We start from the raw sequence: 22470 nt of genomic DNA, 5'->3' as shown, positions 1-22470 counted from the left end.
TCATTAACGATGCCGGCTAATCGTCGGAGCTGAATCAAAGAGGGTTTAACGTGACAACTATTGTATCTGTTCGTCGTAACGATAAAGTCGTAATTGCAGGTGATGGTCAAGTGTCACTTGGCAATACTGTAATGAAAGGCAACGCTCGCAAAGTTCGTCGTCTCTATAATGATAAAGTACTTGCTGGTTTTGCTGGCGGCACCGCTGATGCTTTTACTTTATTTGAACGTTTCGAGCGCAAGTTAGAAATGCATCAAGGTCACTTATTAAAATCTGCGGTTGAATTAGCCAAAGATTGGCGTACCGATCGTGCTCTACGTAAACTAGAAGCATTATTAGTTGTCGCTGATGAAACCGGTTCATTAATCATTACCGGTAATGGTGATGTTGTTCAACCAGAGCATGATTTAGTTGCCATTGGCTCTGGCGGTAATTTCGCTCAAGCTGCAGCGATTGCCCTATTAGAAAATACTGATCTTAGCGCTCGTGAAATTGCAGAAAAAGCGTTAAATATTGCTGGTGATATTTGTGTGTTTACCAACCACAATCACACTATTGAAGAACTAGAAACTAAGTCTAAGTAAGGAAGTTGCAATGTCTGAGATGACTCCTCGCGAAATCGTTCATGAGCTTGACCGCCATATCATAGGTCAAGACAAAGCCAAGCGAGCTGTTGCGATAGCACTGCGTAACCGCTGGCGTCGTATGCAGCTTCCTGAAGAGCTACGAGTAGAAGTTACCCCTAAAAATATTCTAATGATTGGTCCAACGGGTGTAGGTAAAACTGAAATCGCTCGTCGTTTAGCGAAGTTAGCTAATGCACCATTCATTAAAGTTGAAGCGACTAAATTCACTGAAGTTGGTTATGTTGGTAAAGAAGTCGAAACTATTATTCGCGATCTTACCGATGTTGCTGTCAAAATGGTGCATCAACAAGCAACAGAAAAAGTTCGTTTCCACGCAGAGGAATTAGCAGAAGAACGTATTCTTGATGTGCTATTGCCACCAGCACGTGATGCATGGGGACAAAACGAAGAAGCACCGACAGAATCAACCACTCGCCAATCTTTCCGTAAAAAATTACGTGAAGGTAAGCTTGATGATAAAGAAATCGAAATTGATGTAGCAGCGCCACAAATGGGCGTTGAAATCATGGCGCCTCCTGGTATGGAAGAAATGACCAACCAGTTACAAGGTATGTTCCAAAATCTTGCTGGCAACACCAGTAAAAAACGCAAAATGAAAATCAAAGATGCGTTAAAAGCAGCAACTGAAGAAGAAGCGGCTAAGCTGGTAAACCAAGAAGAATTAAAAGAACAAGCCATTTTCGCGGTTGAAAATAATGGTATCGTGTTTATCGATGAGATCGATAAAATCTGTAAGCGTGGCGAATCATCAGGTCCAGACGTTTCGCGCGAAGGTGTGCAGCGCGACCTATTGCCATTAGTAGAAGGCAGTACGGTATCAACTAAACATGGTATGGTTAAAACAGACCACATTCTGTTTGTTGCATCAGGCGCATTCCAAGTTGCTAAACCATCAGATTTAATTCCTGAATTGCAAGGTCGTTTGCCAATCCGTGTTGAACTAGAAGCACTGACTAGCCATGACTTTAAACGTATTCTTACTGAGCCAAAAGCATCACTAACTCAACAATATGTGGCGTTAATGGCAACAGAATCGGTTGATATCGAGTTTACATCAGCAGGCGTTGATAGTTTGGCAGAAGCAGCATGGCAGGTAAATGAGCGCACAGAGAACATCGGTGCTCGCCGTTTACACACTGTTATGGAACGCTTAATGGAAGAAATTTCTTATGATGCTAGCGAAAAATCTGGCGAGAAATTCCTAATAGATGATGCTTATGTACAAGCGCGTCTAGGTGAGTTTGTAGCAGATGAAGACCTAAGCCGCTTCATTCTATAATCACTCCCAAACCATTATTAACCTCTAAAAACGGTGCGTTATATCGCACCGTTTTTTTTTATTCTATAACAAACATTGATGGGATAAATTTGCGCATGACCAAATTTACGCCATAATAGCTTTCAATATTCACTTTAAGTATCTAATTTATGAACCCACCTTCTTCACTGACAATTTGGTTAGATGCCGCAAGACCAAAAACCTTACCCCTCGCCATCGCATCAATTTTATGTGGTAGTGCGGTGGCAAAATGGCATGGCACCTTTTCAGCAAGCATTGCAGCACTGGCTTTATTAACAGCCCTTTTATTACAAATATTATCTAACCTTGCCAATGATTATGGTGATGCAGTCAAAGGGACAGACAATGAGGATCGCTTAGGTCCTCAACGGGCAATGCAATCAGGCTTAGTCACCGCAGCAACCATGCGCAAAGCAATGATTATTAATATTATTCTTACTGCCATCAGTGGCTTAACATTAATTTTAATATCATGTAAAAACCCCCATGATATCGCCGGTTTTTTAGTACTCGGATTGTTAGCTATTGCCGCTTCAATTGCCTATACCGTCGGTAATAAACCTTATGGTTATCGTGGCCTTGGTGATCTATCGGTACTGATCTTTTTCGGATGGTTAGGTGTTGCAGGTACCTATTACTTACAAGCCGGACAAATTGATGCATTGATTATGCTGCCAGCGACAGCGTGTGGCCTATTAGCCGTTGGCGTTCTTAATATCAACAACTTACGCGATATTGATAATGATAAGGCATGTGGTAAGCAAACATTAGTGGTGCGTATGGGGCCGCAATGGGGACGTAAATACCACCTTGTGTTGCTTAGCGCGAGTGTAGTGTGCTTTAGCTTATTTGCATTACTTGAGGTTAAGTCACTATTTGGATGGTTATTTATTCTTAGCTTACCGCTACTAATTAACCATGGTCGCCAAGTATATAACTCCACTGATGGTGAAGCACTAAGACCGATGATGGCAACTATCGTTAAATGTGCCTTAATCACCAATCTATTGTTTGCGATTGGTATGATACTGGCCTAAGTGCAGACCAAAATTATAACGACAACCACTCTGTTGTTTTTACTACCGATAAGAAGCTAATCTATGGAATATAATACCTCTGAACTGTGTGATATTTATCTCGATCAAGTTGATGTGGTTGAACCTATGTTCAGCTCTTACGGTGGTCGAAATTCATTTAGTGGCCAAATCACCACTGTAAAATGTTTTGAATATAATGGCGTTATTCATGATGTGTTGGCTCAAGCTGGGGCTGGACGGATACTATTAATCGATGGTGGTGGCTCATTACGTCGTGCCTTAGTGGATATCGATTTAGCACAATTGGCAGTGGAAAATCAGTGGGAAGGGATAATTATCTATGGTTGTGTACGCCATGTTGATGAACTCGATCAGCTTGATATTGGTATTCAGGCATTAGCTGCTATTCCTGTGGGTGCCGACCAACAACCAATCGGTGAAGTTGATGTCGCAGTCAATTTTGGTGGAGTGACATTTTTACCCGAAGATTATATTTATGCGGATAATACTGGCGTGATTTTATCTCCTGAAGCCTTAGAACTCGATTAATCAATCACAGCAACAGATAAAAAATCGGCTCGGTATATTTCCTTTTAAAGGATGATATACCGAGCCGATAATCGTATTAAACTAAGGATAAGCTTATTCTACGCTTTCCATTTTACCTAGTAGCGTACGTACGCGATCTTGCCATACGTTATGCTCGCCACGTAGCTTTTCATTATCTTGAACAAGACTCTCACGACCAGAGCGTAGTTCTTGTGCTTCCATAGCTAGGCTATCATTTTTTTCTTTTAGTTCATCAATTTCCATTTGTAGCAAAGAAATTGAATCCACAGCCATTTGAACTTTGGCTTCCAATTTTTCCAACATTTCTAGAGACATATTGTTCACCTGATCTATGCCCATATATTTACCCAAACAATTGAAGGTAATCTCTATGAGCTGGGTTATATATACTTAGCTGCTATTCTAGCGAGGCAATGGCTCGCTGACATCTACATTTCCATTGCATTGGTGCAAATGAATAAAAATCATACAAGTCTGATGTAAATTTTGCAAAGTCAGCTGACATCATACTAATTTAGCCATTTAAAACGGCAAAATTCAGCTTGTTCAAGCTTAATTTACATCACTTAATTGCAGTTCACATTTACCAACAATAATGTGATATCTGTAAACTTTCTCAAATTCTGTACCACATTACCATGATAATGTAGCGCTACAATTTTATATTCCGTTACTCCCACAACACTCAAGTCCAGCAATCCATTCTAATGTCACATTCAATGATCTCATCCCGCCAATGTAGCAATAAAAAGCCACCAAACGCTCACTTTAGAAAACATTTTATGCTCGAACGCACATTTATAAGCCGTTCTGATTTTAAAAAAAAGTAATTATTGTAAATTACTCAGCATAAAAATAATCAAATCCCCCTACATCCCCATCAAAAGGACTGACAATATGACAAGTTCCAAACCTAATGCACTCATCGGAGAATGTTTTGCGGAATTTATCGGTACTGGGCTACTGATATTTTTTGGTGTTGGCTGTGTCGCGGCAATGAAATTAGCCGGCGCAGATTTTGGCCAATGGGAAATTAGTATTATGTGGGGGCTGGGTGTTGCTATCGCTATTTATGTAACCGCTGGCGTGTCAGGGGCGCATTTAAATCCTGCGGTAACCATTGCACTTGCCAGTTTTCATGGTTTTAATAAACGCAAAGTTGTGCCCTATATTCTAGCCCAATTATTAGGTGCGTTTGCCGCGGCTGCATTAGTTTATACCTTATACAGCAACCTTTTTACTGATTATGAAACCAGCCATAATATTGTTCGTGGTACTGTCGCTGGCCTTGATACCGCCTCTATTTTTTCAACCTTTCCTCACCCTTCTTTGAGTTTTGGGGGCGCATTTGCGGTTGAGTTCACCATTACCACTGTCTTAATGTTTGCCATTTTAGCCATTGGTGATGATAAAAATGGTGCCCCTCGTGGTGCAATGGGACCATTATTAATTGGTTTGTTAATTGCGGTAATTGGTGGCTCACTAGGTCCACTGACAGGCTTCGCAATGAACCCTGCACGTGATTTTGGCCCTAAACTACTGACCTTCTTTGCTGGTTGGGACACCATAGCACTTACTGGTGGCAAAAATATCCCTTACTTTATTGTACCGATTCTAGCCCCTATTTGTGGCGCACTGTTTGGTGCTTGGGCATACCCGAAATTATTAGGTATCTACCTTCCGGGCAACAAATGTACCCTACCCAATAAATGCGAAGGTACTGCCGAGATCAAAAACGTTGAAGCATAATATTTTATCTAATAACAAAGCCTGAATATCATTAATTACATAATTATCAGGCTTTCCCCTACTCTAATATAAGAACGATAACGAGGAACTCATCATGACTACTGAACGAAAATATATTGTGGCACTCGATCAAGGAACAACCAGTTCTCGAGCTGTGGTGCTAGATCACAATGCTAATATCGTTTGTTCGTCACAACGTGAATTTACGCAGATCTACCCCAAAGCGGGCTGGGTTGAGCATGATCCTCTGGAAATTTACGCGACCCAAAGTTCGACCATGGTTGAAGCCTTAGCCAAAGCGGGTATTCGCAGTGATCAAGTGGCCGCGATTGGTATTACCAACCAACGTGAAACCACCATTGTTTGGAATAAAAAAACTGGCAAACCGGTTTATAACGCTATCGTATGGCAGTGTCGTCGTACTGCTGATATGTGTGAAGAGTTAAAACAGCAAGGCTTAACTGATTATATTCGTGAAACCACAGGCTTAGTGGTTGACCCGTACTTCTCTGGCACCAAAGTTAAATGGATCCTTGATAATGTCGAAGGCGCACGCGAGCAAGCAGAAGCTGGCGAGCTATTATTTGGCACCGTTGATACATGGCTGATTTGGAAAATGACCCAGGGCCGTGTATTTGTTACTGATTACACTAACGCTTCTCGCACCATGCTATTTAATATCAACACCTTGCAGTGGGATGAAAAGTTACTGACAACATTGAACATTCCACTATCAATGATGCCAGAGGTCAAAGCTTCTTCAGAAGTCTACGGCCAAACTAACATTGGTGGTAAAGGTGGTACTCGTATTCCGATTGCAGGTATTGCAGGCGATCAACAAGCGGCTTTATTTGGTCAAATGTGCGTTTCAGCAGGACAAGCGAAAAACACTTATGGCACCGGTTGCTTCTTACTAATGAACACCGGTAAAGAAAAAGTCACATCATACAATGGATTATTAACAACCCTTGCTTGTGGCCCTAAAGGTGATGTCGCTTACGCCCTTGAAGGTGCAGTATTTATGGGTGGCGCATCGATTCAATGGCTGCGAGATGAAGTTAAATTACTTAGCGATGCTAATGATTCAGAGTATTTTGCTGAAAAAGTCGGCAGTGCTAATGGCGTCTATGTCGTACCTGCTTTTACTGGTTTAGGCGCACCTTATTGGGACCCATATGCACGTGGGGCGATTGTCGGATTAACTCGCGGTGTTAACTCTAATCATATTATTCGCGCCACACTTGAAAGTGTTGCTTATCAAACCCGTGATGTACTTGATGCGATGCAAGCAGACTCTGGAATTAAACTTGATGTATTACGTGTTGATGGCGGCGCTGTTGCCAATAACTTCTTAATGCAATTTCAAGCTGATATTTTAGCCACTGAAGTCCACCGCCCAGTCGTTACTGAAGTGACCGCACTTGGCGCAGCTTATTTGGCAGGACTAGCGATTGGATTTTGGGACAGTATTGATGAGCTTAAACATAAATCGCAATTAGATCGTAGCTTCACTCCATGCAGTGACGATAAAAAGCGTAATCGCCGTTACCGTGGTTGGCAACGTGCAGTTGAGTGCGCCAAAGGTTGGGCATTTGACGAAGAAGATGAAGATGATGACGCATAATCATCGCTAATCTATTTTTAGGCCTGCTCACTCTAGCAGGCCTTTTTATTTAGTTGCTACCACATAATGCTGATTGTGTTGCGTTAGATCATCAACCACTAGGGTCAACAATCTAATTTCCCACCGTGTTAATAAGTCAATTATGCTAGAATTTACGCTGAATTTTTAAACCTTTGCACCCACCAATTTCTATATCTGGAGTTATCATGAAAGGCGATTTAGCAATAGCATTTGCTCGTGTTACCGAAGGCGCAGCCCTTGCAGGTCACAAATGGTTAGGCCGTGGCGATAAAATTGCAGCTGACAATGCAGCAGTAGAAGTGATGCGCACTCTGCTTAATCACACTAATATAAATGGCGAAATTGTTATTGGTGAAGGTGAGATCGATGAAGCACCAATGCTTTATATTGGTGAGCATGTCGGTTGTGGTGGCTGCGCGGTTGATATTGCCGTTGATCCAATTGAAGGCACACGCATGACTGCTATGGGACAAAACAATGCTCTGGCGGTACTGGCAGCAGGTGAAAAAGGTAGCCTTCTAAAAGCGCCAGATATGTACATGGAAAAATTGGTTGTTGGCCCACAAGCAAAAGGGATTATCGATCTTGATAAGCCATTAGCAGACAACCTTGCCGCTATTGCTAAAGCACTGAATAAGCCATTAACCGAATTAGTGGTGACTGTTCTTGCTAAGCCTCGTCACGATCAATTGATCACTGACATGCATGCAATGGGTGTACGTGTATTTGCTTTCCCTGATGGCGATGTTGCCGCGTCTATTCTTACTTGTATGCCTGAAAGTGATGTCGATGTGATGTACTGCATTGGTGGCGCACCAGAAGGTGTTGTTTCTGCAGCTGCTATTCGTGCCCTAGGCGGTGATATGCAAGGCCGCTTATTACCTCGTCACCATGTAAAAGGCGATAACGAAGAAAACCGTCGTTTAGGTGAGATGGAAATTCGTCGTTGTAGCGAAATGGGCATTGAACCGCACAAATTACTCCGTCTTGAAGATATGGCACGTAGTAATGATGTCATCTTTGCCGGTACTGGTATTACTAAAGGTGATTTGGTGGCAGGTATTCAACGTCAAGGCAATATTGCAACCACTGAAACCCTACTTATTAGTGGTCAATGTGGCACCATGCGCCGTATTACATCAAATTACGACCTTACTCGTCAGGATGATGCGGTTAAACAACACACCCTATAATATCTGTCATGTCTGTCATAAAAAATGCACTGCGGTGCATTTTTTATTGCTATTACTACACACCGTTTGCGCTTTCTCTCGCAGCAATGACACCAATCTTAAACCTAAGAAGTCCTACATTTAACGCACTATTACATTGTAAAGATATTGCTTTATTTAATAAGCTGATCCCATAATATATTAAGAGCAGCAATAATGACTGATTATGAAAACTATCGAAAAAATCCTTTATCACATCAAATGTGATGGTCCAGTTACCGCTAAAGTATTGGCTGATAAATTTCAGTTAACTACGATGGGTATTCGTCAACATTTACAGACGATGGAAGAACAAGGGTTAGTCGATGCTTATGACGTAAAAGTCAAAGTTGGCCGTCCAACCCGCCATTGGCAACTAACTTCTCAAGGTCACCAACAATTTAGTGATCACCATGGTGAACTAGCAGTACAAACCCTTGATGCGGTAAATGAATTATTTGGCCACCAAGGTCTACAAGCTATCATTAACAAACGTGAGCAACAGACACTAGAGCACTATCAAACAGCTATTACCGATTGCCTTGATTTAAAAACTAAGCTCGTCGCACTGACAGAGTTACGTCAACGTGATGGTTATATGGCAGAGCTTATTTGCGATGATAACGGCTTTTTATTAGTTGAAAATCACTGCCCTATTTGCCTTGCCGCCACGCGATGCCCATCTCTTTGTCAATCTGAACTGGCTGTTTTTCAAAAATTATTAGGTGAAAATGCCATTATCCACCGTCAAGAACACATTATTACAGGCCAACGGCGCTGTGCTTATCGAATAACATCCAAATAACGAGGAGGCCACTATGGCTGATTGGATCCCTGCACAAGTTATTGCTAACCGTCACTGGAACCAAGATTTATTCAGTTTATCGCTACGCGCGAACATTGAGCCGTTTAAAGCGGGACAATTTACTAAACTGGGAATAATGATCGGTGATAACTTGATCCAACGTGCCTACTCGTTTGTTAATCCTCCCCAGCAAACTGATATTGAGATCTATGCCACTCGGGTTGCTGATGGTTTATTGTCACCACGATTACACGCTTTACAAGCAGGCGACACAGTACAAATATCAGCGCGAGCAAATGGTTTTTTTACCCTTGACGATATTGCCAATAGTCAGCATTTATGGCTATTTGCAACTGGTACCGCCATTGGCCCTTACCTGTCAATTTTAGGCCAAAAAGACGTTTGGCATCGATACCGTAAAATTATTCTTATTCATGCGGTACGTTTTGCAGCAGATCTCAGTTACCAAGCAGAAATTAGCGCTCTCAAGCAGCAATATGGCGATCAATTAATTGTGCAACCCTTTGTCAGTCGCGAACCAGCGCCATTATGTTTGACGGGGCGTATTCCACAAGCAATTGCTGATGGATTATTAGAGCGCCATGTCGGCTTATACCTCAGTGCCGAAAATAGCCAGGTGATGCTGTGTGGTAATCCACAAATGGTGCGTGATACAAAAGCAGTATTAGAGGCAAAAGGCTTAACAAAAAATCTCCGTCGAACTCCAGGTCAAATTACCATGGAACATTATTGGTAACTGCATTAGCCATTGATTTTCTTGTTTCTGAGCCTGATTCATCAGGCTCATGTCCAACAATAAGACAGCGCGATTCTGCCCTATCAGCTATCGTTAAAGATTAGGGATGAAATAAGGAGCCGCGTAATGCAATCACTGCCTGATTTTGACCAACTGATGCGCCTCGCAGCAACAGAACCGCAACAATTTGCATTATTACGCCAACGCTTAATTGACCAAGCGATCACTCAGGCAAGCGCTGCGATGCAACCCCGCTTACGTGCTCAGCAAAGCCATATTGATCGGCTGATTAATCACGCTAGCAATCCACTCCATAGCAACATTCTGTTACAGCAAGAATTACAACGTCAATTACAGCGTTTCAGCCAAGCTCTCCAATCACACTCTCCACCACAACAAGCAAAAATACTGCCGTTCAAATGATAAAATCATTATCGACCCTTGGCAGCATATTCCGCCAAAACGTTACAAAAAATCGACAAGAAACTGCATATATTGAAATAATTTTCTATTTGTAGTTCACTTTTTGTCGCGAAAAGGGTACAACCAAGCACATTAATGATTTTGAACAGTAAAAATTCAGTTCCGGCTGGTATATTTTTACGTAGTTAAGTTAATTACGTCATTTAAATTTGGAGAAAAACTATGCGCCATCCTGTAGTTATGGGTAACTGGAAACTAAACGGCAGCAAAGAAATGGTTGTTGATCTACTAAACGGTCTTAACGCTGAACTTGAAGGCGTTACAGGCGTAGACGTTGCAGTTGCTCCACCAGCACTTTTCGTTGACCTTGCTGAGCGTACGCTTACTGATGCAGGCAGCGCGATCATCCTAGGTGCTCAAAACTCTGACCTACACAACAGCGGTGCATACACTGGCGACATGTCTCCAGCTATGCTTAAAGAATTTGGTGCTTCTCACATCATCATCGGTCACTCTGAGCGTCGTGAATACCACCACGAATCAGACGAGTTTGTAGCTCAAAAATTTGCTTTCCTAAAAGAAAATGGTCTAACGCCTGTTCTTTGTATCGGTGAGTCAGAAGCACAAAACGAAGCGGGTGAAACTGTTGCAGTATGTGCTCGTCAACTTGACGCAGTAATCAACACTCAAGGCGTTGAAGCGCTTAACGGTGCAATCATCGCTTACGAACCAATCTGGGCTATCGGTACTGGTAAAGCGGCAACAGCTGAAGATGCACAACGCATCCACGCTCAAATCCGTGCTCACATTGCTGAGAAATCAGAAGAAGTTGCTAAGAACGTTGTTATTCAATACGGCGGTTCTGTTAAGCCTGAAAACGCTGCAGCTTACTTCGCACAACCAGACATCGATGGTGCGCTAGTTGGCGGTGCAGCACTTGATGCGAAAAGCTTTGCAGCTATCGCTAAAGCAGCAGCTGAAGCAAAAAAATAATCTTTCTTAATGATTGATTACATCAAGGTCACCTGCGGGTGGCCTTTTTATTGTCTGTAATAACCACCAACAGCTTAAAAACGGTATAAAAAAAGGCCGATATAATTATCGACCTTCCTTATTTCAGTATCTTAATAACGTAATTTTAGAACAGCTTTTCAGCCAATTCATATAAATCGTTACGTACTGGACGACGCATATTTTCAATCGCATCGATGATATCGTGGTGAACCAGTTTTTCACACTGAATACCCACACAACGACCACCTTCTCCTTGCTGAAGAAGATCAACCGCATAAGCACCCATACGTGATGCTAATACACGGTCAAACGCAGTTGGTTGACCACCACGTTGAATATGACCCAATACTGTTGCACGCGTTTCACGGCCTGTTTCAGCTTCAATGAATTTAGCCAGCGCGTTAACGTCTGTCATTAATTCTGTAATGGCGATAATCGCGTGTTTTTTACCTTTCGCGATACCTTCATTGATATGAGTGATTAACTTCTCTTTATCAAGGCCAACTTCAGGTGTAATGATGTACTCACAGCCACCAGCAATTGCTGACATTAGAGTTAAATCACCACAGTGACGACCCATAACTTCAACGATAGAAATACGCTGATGAGAAGATGAGGTATCACGTAGACGGTCAATCGCATCAATAACAGTGTTCATTGCTGTCATGTAACCGATAGTATAATCAGTACCTGCAACATCGTTATCAATCGTGCCAGGAAGACCGATACATGGGTAACCCATTTCAGTCAACTTCTTTGCGCCCATGTATGAGCCATCACCACCAATAACGACTAATGCATCAATACCGTGCAATTTTAGGTTTTCAATTGCTTTTTCACGAACTTCCACTTCACGGAATTCAGGAAAACGCGCCGAACCTAAAAATGTACCGCCTTTGTTGATCACATCAGATACACTTTGACGATCTAGCTGTTTGATACAGTTGTTATATAGGCCTTGGTAGCCATCATAAATACCGTAAACTTCTAGACCTTCAGTCAACGCTGCACGAACTACGCCGCGAACCGCTGCATTCATACCAGGTGCGTCACCACCACTGGTCAAAACACCAATCTTCTTAATCATGGTTACCCTCTGACTTTGGGAATTGAAAAATCAAATCCAACACGATATACCAAGGTTCCCCCACTCGGTATCACAGTCGATGACGATCATACTGTGTTCGTGAAAACTGAAACTTTCCTACTTATGTAGAAGTATTACAATTTTAATGAAATAGTTTGTTGATTCATATCACGCTAGCTCGTCACTTCCCCGTCGGCCAATACTTATAATCGGTCATCATGGTTATTTTTATAATTTTTTGAGCAAACCTATAATAACTAATAATAGGTAACGACATTAATGATTGAGGAAATGATGGCGATAATTAATGTCACGCAGTATAGCTGTTTTATAATAAAAATTAATAACAAAACCTATCATAAAAATACAATTACTGCCTTGTTCTGATGCCATTTATGACGAAAGAACTAAAAAAACACCAAATAATAAATTAATCTCAAAACAAAAAAGCCATAGTAAAGACTATGGCTAATAAATGCTTAACTGACCCTTAATAATTAATGGTGTTGTTTCGCTTCTAAACGCATGAAATGTTTTTCTGCTTGCTGTTGCTTAAGCTCAACATACTTTTTCTTTTGCTCTGGCGTTAAAATATTAAGCATTTTATGACGCTGCTCTAACATCGCAACACGGCGCTCAACCTGCTGCTGAGACATTTTCTCAGCCACAGCACGTACCGCTGACTCATCAAAATTATTCGCTAATACTAATTTTTCAAGTTGTTGTTGATCAGCTTGCATCAACTTATGGTTTTCAACTCGTTGTGCTTTGTACTCACTGCGATTAGCTTGACGCAAAGTTTTCATTTCTTGCTTTTGAGTAGCAGTAAGATCTAACTGACTAAAAAGCTTACCACCATGGTGGCCTTTTTTCATTTCGTGATGATGTTCTTGACCAGCAAAAGCTGACATTGAACCTAGCGCTAATGGTAATGCCATCGCGATAACAATTGTTTTATTAAATAATTTCATTGTGGTTTCTCCAGCATTAGTATTTGATAAATTGCCATTTTATATGGCTTGGTCATTATTATAATCTGTGGAAGGTAAACCGCTGTCTAGTAAACGTAAACTAGCGTAAAGCTGATACAGCTTAACTTGGCGTACAGCTAAAGATTAGCGATACTAATGCCTCTTTAATTGGCTGATCGCATTACATAGTAGGACTTCACAATGGCAAAAATTCTCTTAGTCGATGACGATATAGAACTGACCGCACTCCTTAAAGATATTCTTGAACTTGAAGGATTTGAGGTTGAGGAAGCCAATAATGGCATTGAAGGATTACAAAAAATCGATGCTAGCATTGATTTGATCTTACTTGATGTGATGATGCCAAAAATGAACGGTACTGAAATGTTGCGTCGTCTACGTGAAAAACACACCACACCAGTAATGATGCTGACCGCCAAAGGTGATGAAATAGATCGCGTACTAGGACTTGAACTTGGTGCTGATGACTATTTGCCAAAGCCGTTTAGCGATCGAGAGTTACTTGCTCGTATGCGCGCGGTACTGCGACGCACTCAAACCAATACTGACGCCAAAGCCAGCAATAGCGAGTGTCTAGTTTATCAAGATCTCACTATTTACCCCGGTCGCCAAGAAGTGCTTTATCACCAACAACCGATTGAAATGACCGGAACTGAATTAGCATTATTAAGTTATTTCGTCCAACATCCGGGCAAAATTATTGCTAAAGAAGAGCTTAGTCTTGAAGTGCTAGGCAAACGCTTAGCCCAATTTGATCGTGCAATTGATATGCATGTCTCAAACTTACGTAAAAAGCTGCCAGTGCGTAGTGATGGTAAGCCACTAATAAAAACCCTACGTGGTAAAGGTTATTTATTGGTTGAGGCTCAATAATGAGAGTACCTGGTTTTACGCACCTTTATGGACGTATCTTTGCTATTTTCTGGACCACATTATTGGTGGTGGTAGTCGCTCTGGTGCTGATGTTTCAATACGACCCTCGCTCCGTACAACCGATCCCCAATCACCAATTGCAACGACTGCAATCGCAAGCATCTCAAGTTAATCGACGCTTAAATCATCACCGTTCAACTAATTATGCCAAGCTTATTACTCACGTCAAAGCTCTGACAAAACGCCGCGATAACCATAATAGTCAGCTCTATTTCACCACAGTTGCAGGCGATATTATTGCACCGCAAAAGCACACTAAAGCACTACGGAATTTTATTACTATCGCTGATAACCCAGACAAGCCGCAACAACGCCTTTATGGTCGCTGGCTAATGGCTGGGCCGTTTATGATCACCACCGAACATCAACCGCTGTATATGTATAGCGGCCAAGTTTGGCGAGGTGCACCGCCATTTTTCATTCAAATAATGGATAAACCCTTTAAACTATTGTTACTTACTATGCTGGTAAGCACGCCGTTTTTATTGTGGTTAGCTTGGGCTGTAACCCGTCCTGCACGACGCTTACAACAAGCGGCTGAGCGCGTTGCTCGTGGTGAATTTGCCGTAGATCCTAGCTTAGAGCAAGGACCGCAAGAGTTTAAACAGGCCGGCGCGAGCTTTAATCAAATGGTCGATGCTTTAAATAATATCATTAGTGGCCAGCAACGGTTGTTATCTGATATCTCACATGAATTACGCTCGCCATTAACACGACTACGAATGGCAACGGCACTGGCACAGCGCAAACAAGGCCAAAGCAGTGAATTATCCCGTATTGATACCGAAGCCGAACGATTAGAAAAAATGATCAGTGAGCTCTTGGAGTTGTCACGAATGCAAGTCAATAGCCACCAACAGCAACAAATCGTTGATGGCTATAGCCTGTGGTATGAAATGTTAGAAGATGCCCGTTTTGAAGCCGAGCAACATCATAAGACCTTAACCTATCACCACCTTCAGTATTGGCCGATAAAAGGCAACCCTAACTTGTTGATCAGCGCGCTAGAAAACGTGATCCGTAATGCGATTAAATATGGTAATGACGTCATTGAAATTAATTTTACTCAGCAACAACAGCAATTACTGATCACCATTGATGATAATGGTGAAGGCGTACCAAGTGATGAGCTTGATGATATTTTCAGACCATTTTATCGCGTATCAACCGCGCGCGATCGTAGCAGTGGCGGTACAGGGTTAGGGCTTGCAATAACAGAGAGCGCTCTACGTCAGCATAGTGGCAGTATCAAAGCGACCTCTAGCCCACTGGGCGGATTACGGATCAGCATGATATTACCGCTTGCCCGTTAACCATCAAGCTTAACTTCGTGTATAAAGATGATTGCTTGTTGACGTTGTGCTTGTCACAATATGCCATCTTTTTGCACCAAATAAAGCAGAATAACTATGTTTGATATTGCGTTATATGAACCTGAAATCGCCCCTAACACTGGCAATATTATTCGCCTTAGCGCTAATTGTGGTGCCAATTTACATTTAATTGAACCGCTAGGGTTTGATTTAGAAGAAAAAAAATTGCGTCGCGCCGGTTTAGATTATCATGATCTAACCCATGTGTTTCGTCATAAAAACTTTGATGCTTTTATGGAAGCAATGGCGGGCCGACGTATTTTTGCTTGTACCACCAAAACCACTAACTACCACGTCAATGCCAAATTTGCTGAAGGTGATGTGTTGTTATTTGGTCCAGAAACACGTGGCTTACCAGCTGAATTTATTGCTAGCTTACCTCTAGAACAACGGTTACGTATTCCAATGCAACCCGATAGCCGCAGCTTAAACTTATCCAATGCGGTCGCTATTATTGCTTTTGAGGCGTGGCGTCAATTAGATTTTGGTGGTGCTATTTAGCGCATTACTATTAATGCCAAGATATCAAAAAGGCGATCCTATGATCGCCTTTTTTAATGTGAGTATTCTGCTCTAAAATATGTAGCCTTAATCAATCTTATTGAAAATATCATCACTACCATTAAACTGCTGATCCATTTCAGTCGCCGGCTTGGCTGTTTTTGGTCGACCAATAATGATCGCAGGCACGCCAGCCACAGTAGTGTGTGGCGGTACGGATTCTAATACCACTGAGCACGCACCAATCTTAGCTCCAACTCCAACTTCAATATTACCTAGCACCTTGGCACCCGCACCTATCATCACTCCTTGGCGAATTTTAGGGTGGCGATCACCACTTTCTTTACCGGTACCACCTAAGGTAACATCCTGTAGGATAGACACTTCATCTTCAATTACGGCTGTTTCACCAATCACAATTCCCGTTGCATGGTCAAACATAATCCCACAGCCAATCTTCGCAGCAGGATGCACATCGACCTGACACGCCACTGAGATTTGATTTTGTAAATAGACCGCTAACGCTTTACGATTTTGCTTCCATAGCCAATTAGCAACACGATAACCCTGTAGAGCATGACAGCCCTTTAGGTAAAGTAATGGAATAGAATAAGCATCAATCGCGGGATCGCGCTCAACAACCGCTCGAATATCACAAGCCGCAGCTTCAACGATATTACTATCACTAACGAAAGCTTCTTCTATTACTTCACGTACTGCCATCGCTGGCATTGATGGTGTTGCCAATTTATTGGCTAAGATGTAACTCAATGCTGAAGCTAAATTTTCATGCTTGATAATAGTGGCATGATAAAAGCTGGCAAGCATAGGTTCTTGTTCGGCTTGCTGTCGTGCTTCTTGCTCGATCGCTAGCCATAATTGATATTGCTGACATTCCTTCACAAGTTCCTCGGCTTCACTCTCTATTGTAATCACTTCCACGACCATCAGCAGCCATGACTTCAGTAACAGTGGCAGCTGAATGATTTTCCACAATCAATCCACTGAACATTATTGTATTTTAGTACAGTTATAAAAAATAACGCGAGCCTAAGCTCGCGTTATTCAATAGATACCAGTTATCACCCTCAACAAGCAACTTTATTCGTACTTTTTCTCACGTGCGAGTAAATCTTTTGCTGCTTCGCGTGCATCTTTACCAAGATAAAGCACTTGATAAATTTGCTCAGTAATTGGCATTTCAACTTGATGACGTTGAGCCAATAACCACACTTCTTTGGTGTTACGATAACCTTCTACTGTCTGACCAATATCCTGTTGAGCTTGCTCGACACTGCTACCATGGCCCAGGGCTAAACCAAAACGACGGTTACGTGATTGGTTATCAGTACATGTCAGCACTAAATCACCTAAACCAGCCATACCCATAAAGGTTTCAGGTTGTGCGCCAAGCGCTGCGCCTAAGCGACACATTTCAGCCAAACCACGCGTGATAAGTGCAGTCCGCGCATTGGCACCAAAACCAATACCGTCAGACATACCTGCACCAATCGCAATCACGTTTTTCACCGCACCACCTAACTGCATGCCAATAAAATCACTGTTGCTATAAACACGGAATGTCTTATCACAATGAATTTTTTGTTGCAGATCAGCTACAAATTCAGTATTCGGTGAAGAAACGGCAATCGCGGTTGGCATACCTGCTGCTAATTCTTTAGCAAACGTAGGCCCTGACAACACCGCTAACGGTATTTTGTCGCCTAAAACCTCAACTGCAACGTCTTTAAGTAAACGTCCTGTATTAGGTTCAAGCCCTTTTGTTGCCCAGCAGATACGAGAGTCTGAACGTAAAAAAGGTTTCATTTGCGTAAGTACATCACCAAAAACATGGCTCGGTACCACCACCAACACATCACGGCTGCCTTCAACAGCAGCTTGTAAGTCTGAAGTTAGAATGAGCGAATCAGGAAAACTTACTCCAGGAAGAAACGCTTCATTGGCACGATCGATTTCCAATTGCGCCATATGTTGAGGTTCATGACCCCACAAAATGACATTGGCACCATTTCTGGCTAATGCAATTGCTAATGCTGTACCGTAAGATCCAGCCCCTAACACTGCCATCGAAATCGTATTATTAACGTTCATCATATTGGTCACTTTTACAAATTAAGCTTCTGAATTAGCAGTATTTGCTTCAGCTTGGTTTTCTAGGTAGTTCATGAATAAAGCATCAAAGTTTACTGGTGCTAAGTTCAATTGTGGGAACGTACCTTTAACCACTAGGCTAGAAATTGTTTCACGTGCATATGGGAACAAAATGTTCGGGCAGAATGCGCCTAGACAATGTGCTAGTTGTGGTGCTTCCATACCAGCAACAGTGAAAATACCACCTTGCTGAACTTCACATAGGAATGCATTTTCTTCTTCGTTCTTCACTGTTACGGTCAGACGAAGAACAACTTCATATACACCTTCAGCTAATTCACGGCTTTGAGTATCAAGATCCAATTTCACATCTGGATTCCATTCTTTTTGGAATACGTCGGGTGAGTTTGGCGCTTCAAAAGACACATCTTTTAGGAATACGCGTTGAATTTGGAAGTTTTGTTGTGCTTCGGTATTTGCTGCTTCAGCCATTTTTGGAGTCCTTTATAAATACTCGCTACCACGAGCTATTAATTATACTAGCAACTGTGCATTCCACAGGCTGCATCAATTTGAATCATGACTTCACACTCGACAAGCCGCAAAGTCACATCGAATACAATTATTTTTTCTTGCTTGCAACAAGCGGCAAGTTTGCTTCATTCCAAGCAATAAGACCGTCTTTTAAAACGCTAACATTAGTAAAACCATCTTTACTTAACTGGTTTGCACTCTCTTGTGCTGTTTGACCTGTCTTACATACAACAATAATTGGGGCTGCTTTGTGTTTTTCAAGCTCTGGAGTGTTCTGACGTTGAATTTGGCTTGGTAAAATGTGAACTGAGCCTACAATATGACCTTTACGAAAATCTTCACGGTTACGAATATCAAGGAATACACCGTCTTCGTTATTCACTAACGCGGTTGCTTCATTAATAGTAATCGTTTTGTATTTGGCATTTTTCTCCTTCACCATCGAGCTGATTAGTGCAACTACAATACCAATCCAAGCTAATGATAAAACAGGGTTACTGGTTAGAAATTCAATATATTGATGCATTTACTTTACTCTGTTGTCATGGTTAGCTACTGCCAGCCATGATATGACGGGTCTAAAAAAATGAGTGTGAGTATACCTAGGATGCTGATCTTGTAACAGCACCCTTGAGTATAAAAGCTTATTGACTAATGACCTATCAATGAAATAGAAAAAAACTGTGATCTAGGACTTACACTTTAATCAATAAATGCCTATATTCAACCCACAGTATAAATAGCTATGTGATGATTTAGTTGTATCTACTGCTACTGCTTTAATGTGCTTTTGTAGTAAAATCATGATAATTATTATATCAATTACCTTAAACGGTGCGTTATACACTGCGCCTATTAAGGTAATTGATGTATTTTATTTAATTCGAAGAGGGACAGCATATGTCTGCGAAGAAACCACTTGCACTTGTTATTCTAGATGGCTGGGGCTACCGCGAAGATAACGCTAATAACGCGATTGCAAACGCTAACACACCAGTAATGGATGCGTTAATGGCAAACAATCCAAATACGCTTATCGCAGCATCAGGCCTAGAAGTTGGTCTACCTGAAGGCCAAATGGGTAACTCTGAAGTGGGTCATACCAATATCGGCGCTGGTCGTGTGGTATATCAAGATCTTACTCGTATTACTAAAGCAATTAGCGATGGTGAGTTTTTTGAAAACGAAGCACTGGTTAATGCGATTGATAAAGCAGTAAATGCAGGTAAAGCGGTTCATATTTTAGGTCTTGTATCTCCAGGTGGCGTACACAGCCATGAAGATCACATTGCTGCAGCTATTGAAATGGCGGCAAAACGTGGCGCAGAGAAAATCTACTTACACGCATTCCTTGATGGCCGTGATACACCACCACGTAGTGCACAACATTCACTAGAGCGTTTTGATGCCCTATTTGCCAAGCTAGGTAAAGGCCGTACAGCTTCTCTAGTGGGTCGTTACTACGCAATGGATCGTGATAACAACTGGGATCGTGTTGAAGTTGCTTACAACTTACTTACTGCTGCTAAAGGTGAGTTTACCTTTGCTAATGCAACAGAAGGTCTAGCGGCAGCTTACGAGCGCAGTGAAAACGATGAGTTCGTTAAAGCAACTGAATTACGTGCTGAAGGCCAGGAAGCTGCAATCATGGCAGATGGCGATAGCGTTATCTTCATGAACTACCGTGCTGACCGTGCCCGCGAAATTACCCGTACGTTTGAGCCTGGATTTACTGACTTTGCTCGCGCACAGTTCCCACAGTTAGCTGATTTTGTAATGTTAACTCAGTACGCTGCTGACATTGAACTAACCACAGCTTTTGCGCCTGCAAGCCTAGAAAATACTTTAGGTGAGTGGCTATCAAAGAAAGGTAAAAAACAGCTACGTATTTCTGAAACTGAAAAATACGCCCACGTTACTTTCTTCTTTAACGGCGGTAAAGAAGACGAGTTTGATGGTGAGTCACGCTCATTAGTTGCATCACCAAAAGTGGCAACTTACGATCTTCAACCAGAAATGAGTTCACCAGAACTAACTGAAAAATTAGTCGCTGCAATTAAGAGTGGCGAATTTGACGTTATTATCTGTAACTACCCTAACGGTGACATGGTAGGTCATACTGGCGTTTATGATGCTGCGGTTAAAGCGTGTGAAGCACTTGATAGCTGTATTGGTCAAGTTGTTGCTGCAATCAAAGAAATGGACGGCCAATTATTAATCACAGCTGACCACGGTAACGCAGAAATGATGATCAACCCTGAAACGGGTGGTATCCATACTGCACACACTAACTTACCAGTACCATTAATCTACGTTGGCAATAAGAACCTTGATCTTAAGTCTGGCGGTAAGCTTTCTGATCTAGCGCCAACAATGCTGTCGCTAACAGATATCGAAATCCCAGCAGAGATGTCTGGTCAGGTGCTATACAATCTGAAATAATTATCCCATGCGGGATATTATTAATAGACACCTCAACCTAAAAATCCGCGCCAGTGCTTTATGCACTGGCGCTTTTCTATGTGTGGTTTTTGCAGCCCCATGTGCAGCATCCAGTCAAAAACAGCTTGATGGCGTAAAACAGGAAATATCACGCCAAAAAAATCAGCTCGATAGTAATCAGCAAAACTATGCTGCGTTACAAAAACAACTTAAACAACATGAACTGGATATCGCTCAAACTGCAAATAAAATCCATCAAACCAATGACCAGTTAGCTGCGCTAACTCAGTCAATTACCAAGCTAGAGAATCAATTACAGCAGTTACAACAACAACAACAGCAACAACTTAGTGTGCTCAAAACCTTGATTAATGCTCAATATCGTCAAGGTAATAACAGTGACATCGCCAATCTTCTCAGTGGTGAAAATTCAGCAAAATTAGATCGAATGACAACCTATGCTGAATATGTCAGTAAAGCGCGCGCAAATGCCATTGATATGCTTGATGCGACCAAAACCGAATTACAGCTTAAGATTCACACCTTAGCTGAACAAAAAACCGAAAAACAGCAAGCACTTACTGAGCTTAACCAGCAAAAACAACAGCTTGATGACCAGCAACAATCACGCCAGTTGACGCTCAATAAAATAAAAGCACAGATCCATACCAGCACTGAAGCACTAGCTGATCTGCGCGCTGATGAAAAGAATATGCTTGAGGCCATCGCCAAAGCCAAAGCTGAAGCCATTGCACGTGCTAAAGCTGAAGCTGCTGCACGCGCCAAAGCTGAAGCAGAAGCTCAAGCGCGAATTGCTGCAGCGAAAGAAGCCAAAGCCAAAGCCATTGCAGAAGCACAAGCAAAACAGCTCAATGCTCGCTACGCTAAAATGCAAGTCCCTATGGATGGCTTATCTAGCCACAAAGGTAAGCTGATATGGCCTTTACGAGGACCGATCATTCACAATTATGGTGCGCCATTACAACGTGAATTGCACTGGAAAGGCATGGTGATCAGTCAACCGATTGGTAGCCAAGTAAAAGCGATTTACTCAGGTAAAGTTGTATTTGCTGATTGGCTACGCGGCTATGGCCTGATGATTGCTATCGATCATGGTAAAGGTGATATGAGTTTCTATGGCTATAACCAAACTCTACTCAAGAAAATTGGTGATTCAGTGCAAGCTGGTGAGCCAATAGCATTAGTAGGTGATAGTGGTGGCCAAGAACAACCAGGGCTATATTTCCAGATCCGCCGCAAAGGTACACCGGTTGATCCACGACCATGGCTACGACGCTAGTGTAATATCTAGCTAGCAAGGTTGGCCTATTCTATAAG

The 22470-nt window shown here is 42.0% G+C and carries 23 protein-coding genes; 16 read left to right on the top strand and 7 right to left on the bottom strand.

Annotated features, from left to right (window positions below; all coding sequences use genetic code 11):
- The first annotated feature begins 50 nt into the window (after positions 1–50).
- The 4 genes from hslV to rraA all read left to right on the top strand — a co-directional run bounded on the left by hslV (position 51) and on the right by rraA (position 3533).
- A complete protein-coding gene (gene hslV / locus PAND9192_RS14740) occupies positions 51–584 on the top strand; it encodes an ATP-dependent protease subunit HslV (protein WP_045028916.1) in 534 nt (177 codons plus the stop codon).
- Positions 585–594: 10 nt separating this feature from the next.
- On the top strand, positions 595–1926 hold the full coding sequence (gene hslU / locus PAND9192_RS14735) for an ATP-dependent protease ATPase subunit HslU (RefSeq protein WP_087854392.1): 1332 nt from the start codon (positions 595–597) through the stop codon (positions 1924–1926).
- Between the two features lie 149 nt (positions 1927–2075).
- The gene (locus PAND9192_RS14730; protein WP_087854391.1) at positions 2076–2984 is read left to right on the top strand and encodes a 1,4-dihydroxy-2-naphthoate polyprenyltransferase; all 909 of its coding nucleotides are present in this window, start codon (positions 2076–2078) and stop codon (positions 2982–2984) included.
- A 63-nt stretch (positions 2985–3047) separates the two neighbouring features.
- Complete coding sequence (gene rraA, locus PAND9192_RS14725; RefSeq protein ID WP_087854390.1) at positions 3048–3533, top strand: ribonuclease E activity regulator RraA; 486 nt, start codon at positions 3048–3050, stop codon at positions 3531–3533.
- 93 nt (positions 3534–3626) lie between these two features.
- Here rraA and zapB read toward each other — a convergent pair whose 3' ends face one another.
- Positions 3627–3869, bottom strand: coding sequence for a cell division protein ZapB (gene zapB / locus PAND9192_RS14720; protein ID WP_087854389.1), 243 nt, complete (start codon positions 3867–3869; stop codon positions 3627–3629).
- Between the two features lie 582 nt (positions 3870–4451).
- On the opposite strand from zapB, the gene PAND9192_RS14715 reads away from it, so the two are divergent.
- The 7 genes from PAND9192_RS14715 to tpiA all read left to right on the top strand — a co-directional run bounded on the left by PAND9192_RS14715 (position 4452) and on the right by tpiA (position 11137).
- Entirely contained in the window at positions 4452–5303 is an 852-nt protein-coding gene (locus PAND9192_RS14715; RefSeq protein WP_087854388.1) for an MIP/aquaporin family protein, read from the top strand.
- 94 nt (positions 5304–5397) lie between these two features.
- Positions 5398–6927, top strand: coding sequence for a glycerol kinase GlpK (glpK, locus tag PAND9192_RS14710; RefSeq protein WP_087854387.1), 1530 nt, complete (start codon positions 5398–5400; stop codon positions 6925–6927).
- A gap of 206 nt (positions 6928–7133) precedes the next feature.
- Complete coding sequence (glpX, locus tag PAND9192_RS14705) at positions 7134–8141, top strand: class II fructose-bisphosphatase (protein ID WP_087854386.1); 1008 nt, start codon at positions 7134–7136, stop codon at positions 8139–8141.
- Between the two features lie 205 nt (positions 8142–8346).
- Positions 8347–8964: a helix-turn-helix transcriptional regulator gene (locus PAND9192_RS14700; protein ID WP_087854385.1), complete on the top strand. Its 618-nt coding sequence runs from the start codon at positions 8347–8349 to the stop codon at positions 8962–8964.
- Positions 8965–8977: 13 nt separating this feature from the next.
- Positions 8978–9721: a ferredoxin--NADP reductase gene (locus PAND9192_RS14695; RefSeq protein ID WP_087854384.1), complete on the top strand. Its 744-nt coding sequence runs from the start codon at positions 8978–8980 to the stop codon at positions 9719–9721.
- A gap of 126 nt (positions 9722–9847) precedes the next feature.
- Positions 9848–10144 (top strand): DUF3135 domain-containing protein, encoded by a 297-nt coding sequence (locus PAND9192_RS14690; protein ID WP_087854383.1) that lies wholly within the window; start codon positions 9848–9850, stop codon positions 10142–10144.
- A 222-nt stretch (positions 10145–10366) separates the two neighbouring features.
- A complete protein-coding gene (tpiA, locus tag PAND9192_RS14685) occupies positions 10367–11137 on the top strand; it encodes a triose-phosphate isomerase (RefSeq protein WP_065169294.1) in 771 nt (256 codons plus the stop codon).
- 145 nt (positions 11138–11282) lie between these two features.
- Here tpiA and pfkA read toward each other — a convergent pair whose 3' ends face one another.
- Positions 11283–12245 (bottom strand): 6-phosphofructokinase, encoded by a 963-nt coding sequence (gene pfkA, locus PAND9192_RS14680; protein ID WP_065169293.1) that lies wholly within the window; start codon positions 12243–12245, stop codon positions 11283–11285.
- Positions 12246–12742: 497 nt separating this feature from the next.
- Positions 12743–13216: a CpxP family protein gene (locus tag PAND9192_RS14675; protein ID WP_087854382.1), complete on the bottom strand. Its 474-nt coding sequence runs from the start codon at positions 13214–13216 to the stop codon at positions 12743–12745.
- A 201-nt stretch (positions 13217–13417) separates the two neighbouring features.
- Here PAND9192_RS14675 and PAND9192_RS14670 point away from each other — a divergent pair, with 201 nt between their 5' ends.
- The 3 genes from PAND9192_RS14670 (at position 13418) to PAND9192_RS14660 (ending at position 16044) form a co-directional block, all read left to right on the top strand.
- Positions 13418–14110: a response regulator gene (locus tag PAND9192_RS14670; RefSeq protein ID WP_087854381.1), complete on the top strand. Its 693-nt coding sequence runs from the start codon at positions 13418–13420 to the stop codon at positions 14108–14110.
- Complete coding sequence (gene cpxA / locus PAND9192_RS14665; protein ID WP_087854380.1) at positions 14110–15483, top strand: envelope stress sensor histidine kinase CpxA; 1374 nt, start codon at positions 14110–14112, stop codon at positions 15481–15483. Before PAND9192_RS14670 ends, cpxA begins: the two co-directional genes overlap by 1 nt.
- Positions 15484–15579: 96 nt before the next feature.
- Positions 15580–16044 (top strand): tRNA (cytidine(34)-2'-O)-methyltransferase, encoded by a 465-nt coding sequence (locus PAND9192_RS14660; protein WP_087854379.1) that lies wholly within the window; start codon positions 15580–15582, stop codon positions 16042–16044.
- Between the two features lie 87 nt (positions 16045–16131).
- On the opposite strand, the gene cysE is transcribed toward PAND9192_RS14660, so the two are convergent.
- The 4 genes from cysE to PAND9192_RS14640 all read right to left on the bottom strand — a co-directional run bounded on the left by cysE (position 16132) and on the right by PAND9192_RS14640 (position 19216).
- Positions 16132–16947 (bottom strand): serine O-acetyltransferase, encoded by an 816-nt coding sequence (cysE, locus tag PAND9192_RS14655; protein ID WP_087854441.1) that lies wholly within the window; start codon positions 16945–16947, stop codon positions 16132–16134.
- 198 nt (positions 16948–17145) lie between these two features.
- Entirely contained in the window at positions 17146–18159 is a 1014-nt protein-coding gene (gene gpsA / locus PAND9192_RS14650; protein ID WP_087854378.1) for an NAD(P)H-dependent glycerol-3-phosphate dehydrogenase, read from the bottom strand.
- 18 nt (positions 18160–18177) lie between these two features.
- The gene (secB, locus tag PAND9192_RS14645) at positions 18178–18648 is read right to left on the bottom strand and encodes a protein-export chaperone SecB (RefSeq protein ID WP_060997786.1); all 471 of its coding nucleotides are present in this window, start codon (positions 18646–18648) and stop codon (positions 18178–18180) included.
- A 130-nt stretch (positions 18649–18778) separates the two neighbouring features.
- Complete coding sequence (locus PAND9192_RS14640) at positions 18779–19216, bottom strand: rhodanese-like domain-containing protein (protein WP_087854377.1); 438 nt, start codon at positions 19214–19216, stop codon at positions 18779–18781.
- A 374-nt stretch (positions 19217–19590) separates the two neighbouring features.
- Between PAND9192_RS14640 and gpmM the strand changes: the two genes are divergently transcribed.
- On the top strand, positions 19591–21132 hold the full coding sequence (gpmM, locus tag PAND9192_RS14635; RefSeq protein ID WP_087854376.1) for a 2,3-bisphosphoglycerate-independent phosphoglycerate mutase: 1542 nt from the start codon (positions 19591–19593) through the stop codon (positions 21130–21132).
- Positions 21133–21139: 7 nt separating this feature from the next.
- Complete coding sequence (envC, locus tag PAND9192_RS14630) at positions 21140–22432, top strand: murein hydrolase activator EnvC (RefSeq protein WP_087854375.1); 1293 nt, start codon at positions 21140–21142, stop codon at positions 22430–22432.
- The last annotated feature ends 38 nt before the right edge of the window (positions 22433–22470 follow it).

The organism is Photobacterium andalusiense (assembly GCF_900185625.1).
GTDB lineage: Bacteria > Pseudomonadota > Gammaproteobacteria > Enterobacterales > Vibrionaceae > Photobacterium > Photobacterium aquimaris.
This window is presented reverse-complemented; position numbering and strand designations above follow the sequence as displayed.

Coding starts and splice junctions, on each gene's coding strand:
- hslU (WP_087854392.1), top strand. CDS start 595: ATGTCTGAGATGACTCCTCGCGAAATCGTTCATGAGCTTGACCGCCAT.
- PAND9192_RS14730 (WP_087854391.1), top strand. CDS start 2,076: ATGAACCCACCTTCTTCACTGACAATTTGGTTAGATGCCGCAAGACCA.
- rraA (WP_087854390.1), top strand. CDS start 3,048: ATGGAATATAATACCTCTGAACTGTGTGATATTTATCTCGATCAAGTT.
- zapB (WP_087854389.1), bottom strand. CDS start 3,869: ATGTCTCTAGAAATGTTGGAAAAATTGGAAGCCAAAGTTCAAATGGCT.
- PAND9192_RS14715 (WP_087854388.1), top strand. CDS start 4,452: ATGACAAGTTCCAAACCTAATGCACTCATCGGAGAATGTTTTGCGGAA.
- glpK (WP_087854387.1), top strand. CDS start 5,398: ATGACTACTGAACGAAAATATATTGTGGCACTCGATCAAGGAACAACC.
- glpX (WP_087854386.1), top strand. CDS start 7,134: ATGAAAGGCGATTTAGCAATAGCATTTGCTCGTGTTACCGAAGGCGCA.
- PAND9192_RS14700 (WP_087854385.1), top strand. CDS start 8,347: ATGAAAACTATCGAAAAAATCCTTTATCACATCAAATGTGATGGTCCA.
- PAND9192_RS14695 (WP_087854384.1), top strand. CDS start 8,978: ATGGCTGATTGGATCCCTGCACAAGTTATTGCTAACCGTCACTGGAAC.
- PAND9192_RS14690 (WP_087854383.1), top strand. CDS start 9,848: ATGCAATCACTGCCTGATTTTGACCAACTGATGCGCCTCGCAGCAACA.
- tpiA (WP_065169294.1), top strand. CDS start 10,367: ATGCGCCATCCTGTAGTTATGGGTAACTGGAAACTAAACGGCAGCAAA.
- pfkA (WP_065169293.1), bottom strand. CDS start 12,245: ATGATTAAGAAGATTGGTGTTTTGACCAGTGGTGGTGACGCACCTGGT.
- PAND9192_RS14675 (WP_087854382.1), bottom strand. CDS start 13,216: ATGAAATTATTTAATAAAACAATTGTTATCGCGATGGCATTACCATTA.
- PAND9192_RS14670 (WP_087854381.1), top strand. CDS start 13,418: ATGGCAAAAATTCTCTTAGTCGATGACGATATAGAACTGACCGCACTC.
- cpxA (WP_087854380.1), top strand. CDS start 14,110: ATGAGAGTACCTGGTTTTACGCACCTTTATGGACGTATCTTTGCTATT.
- PAND9192_RS14660 (WP_087854379.1), top strand. CDS start 15,580: ATGTTTGATATTGCGTTATATGAACCTGAAATCGCCCCTAACACTGGC.
- gpsA (WP_087854378.1), bottom strand. CDS start 18,159: ATGATGAACGTTAATAATACGATTTCGATGGCAGTGTTAGGGGCTGGA.
- secB (WP_060997786.1), bottom strand. CDS start 18,648: ATGGCTGAAGCAGCAAATACCGAAGCACAACAAAACTTCCAAATTCAA.
- PAND9192_RS14640 (WP_087854377.1), bottom strand. CDS start 19,216: ATGCATCAATATATTGAATTTCTAACCAGTAACCCTGTTTTATCATTA.
- gpmM (WP_087854376.1), top strand. CDS start 19,591: ATGTCTGCGAAGAAACCACTTGCACTTGTTATTCTAGATGGCTGGGGC.
- envC (WP_087854375.1), top strand. CDS start 21,140: ATGCGGGATATTATTAATAGACACCTCAACCTAAAAATCCGCGCCAGT.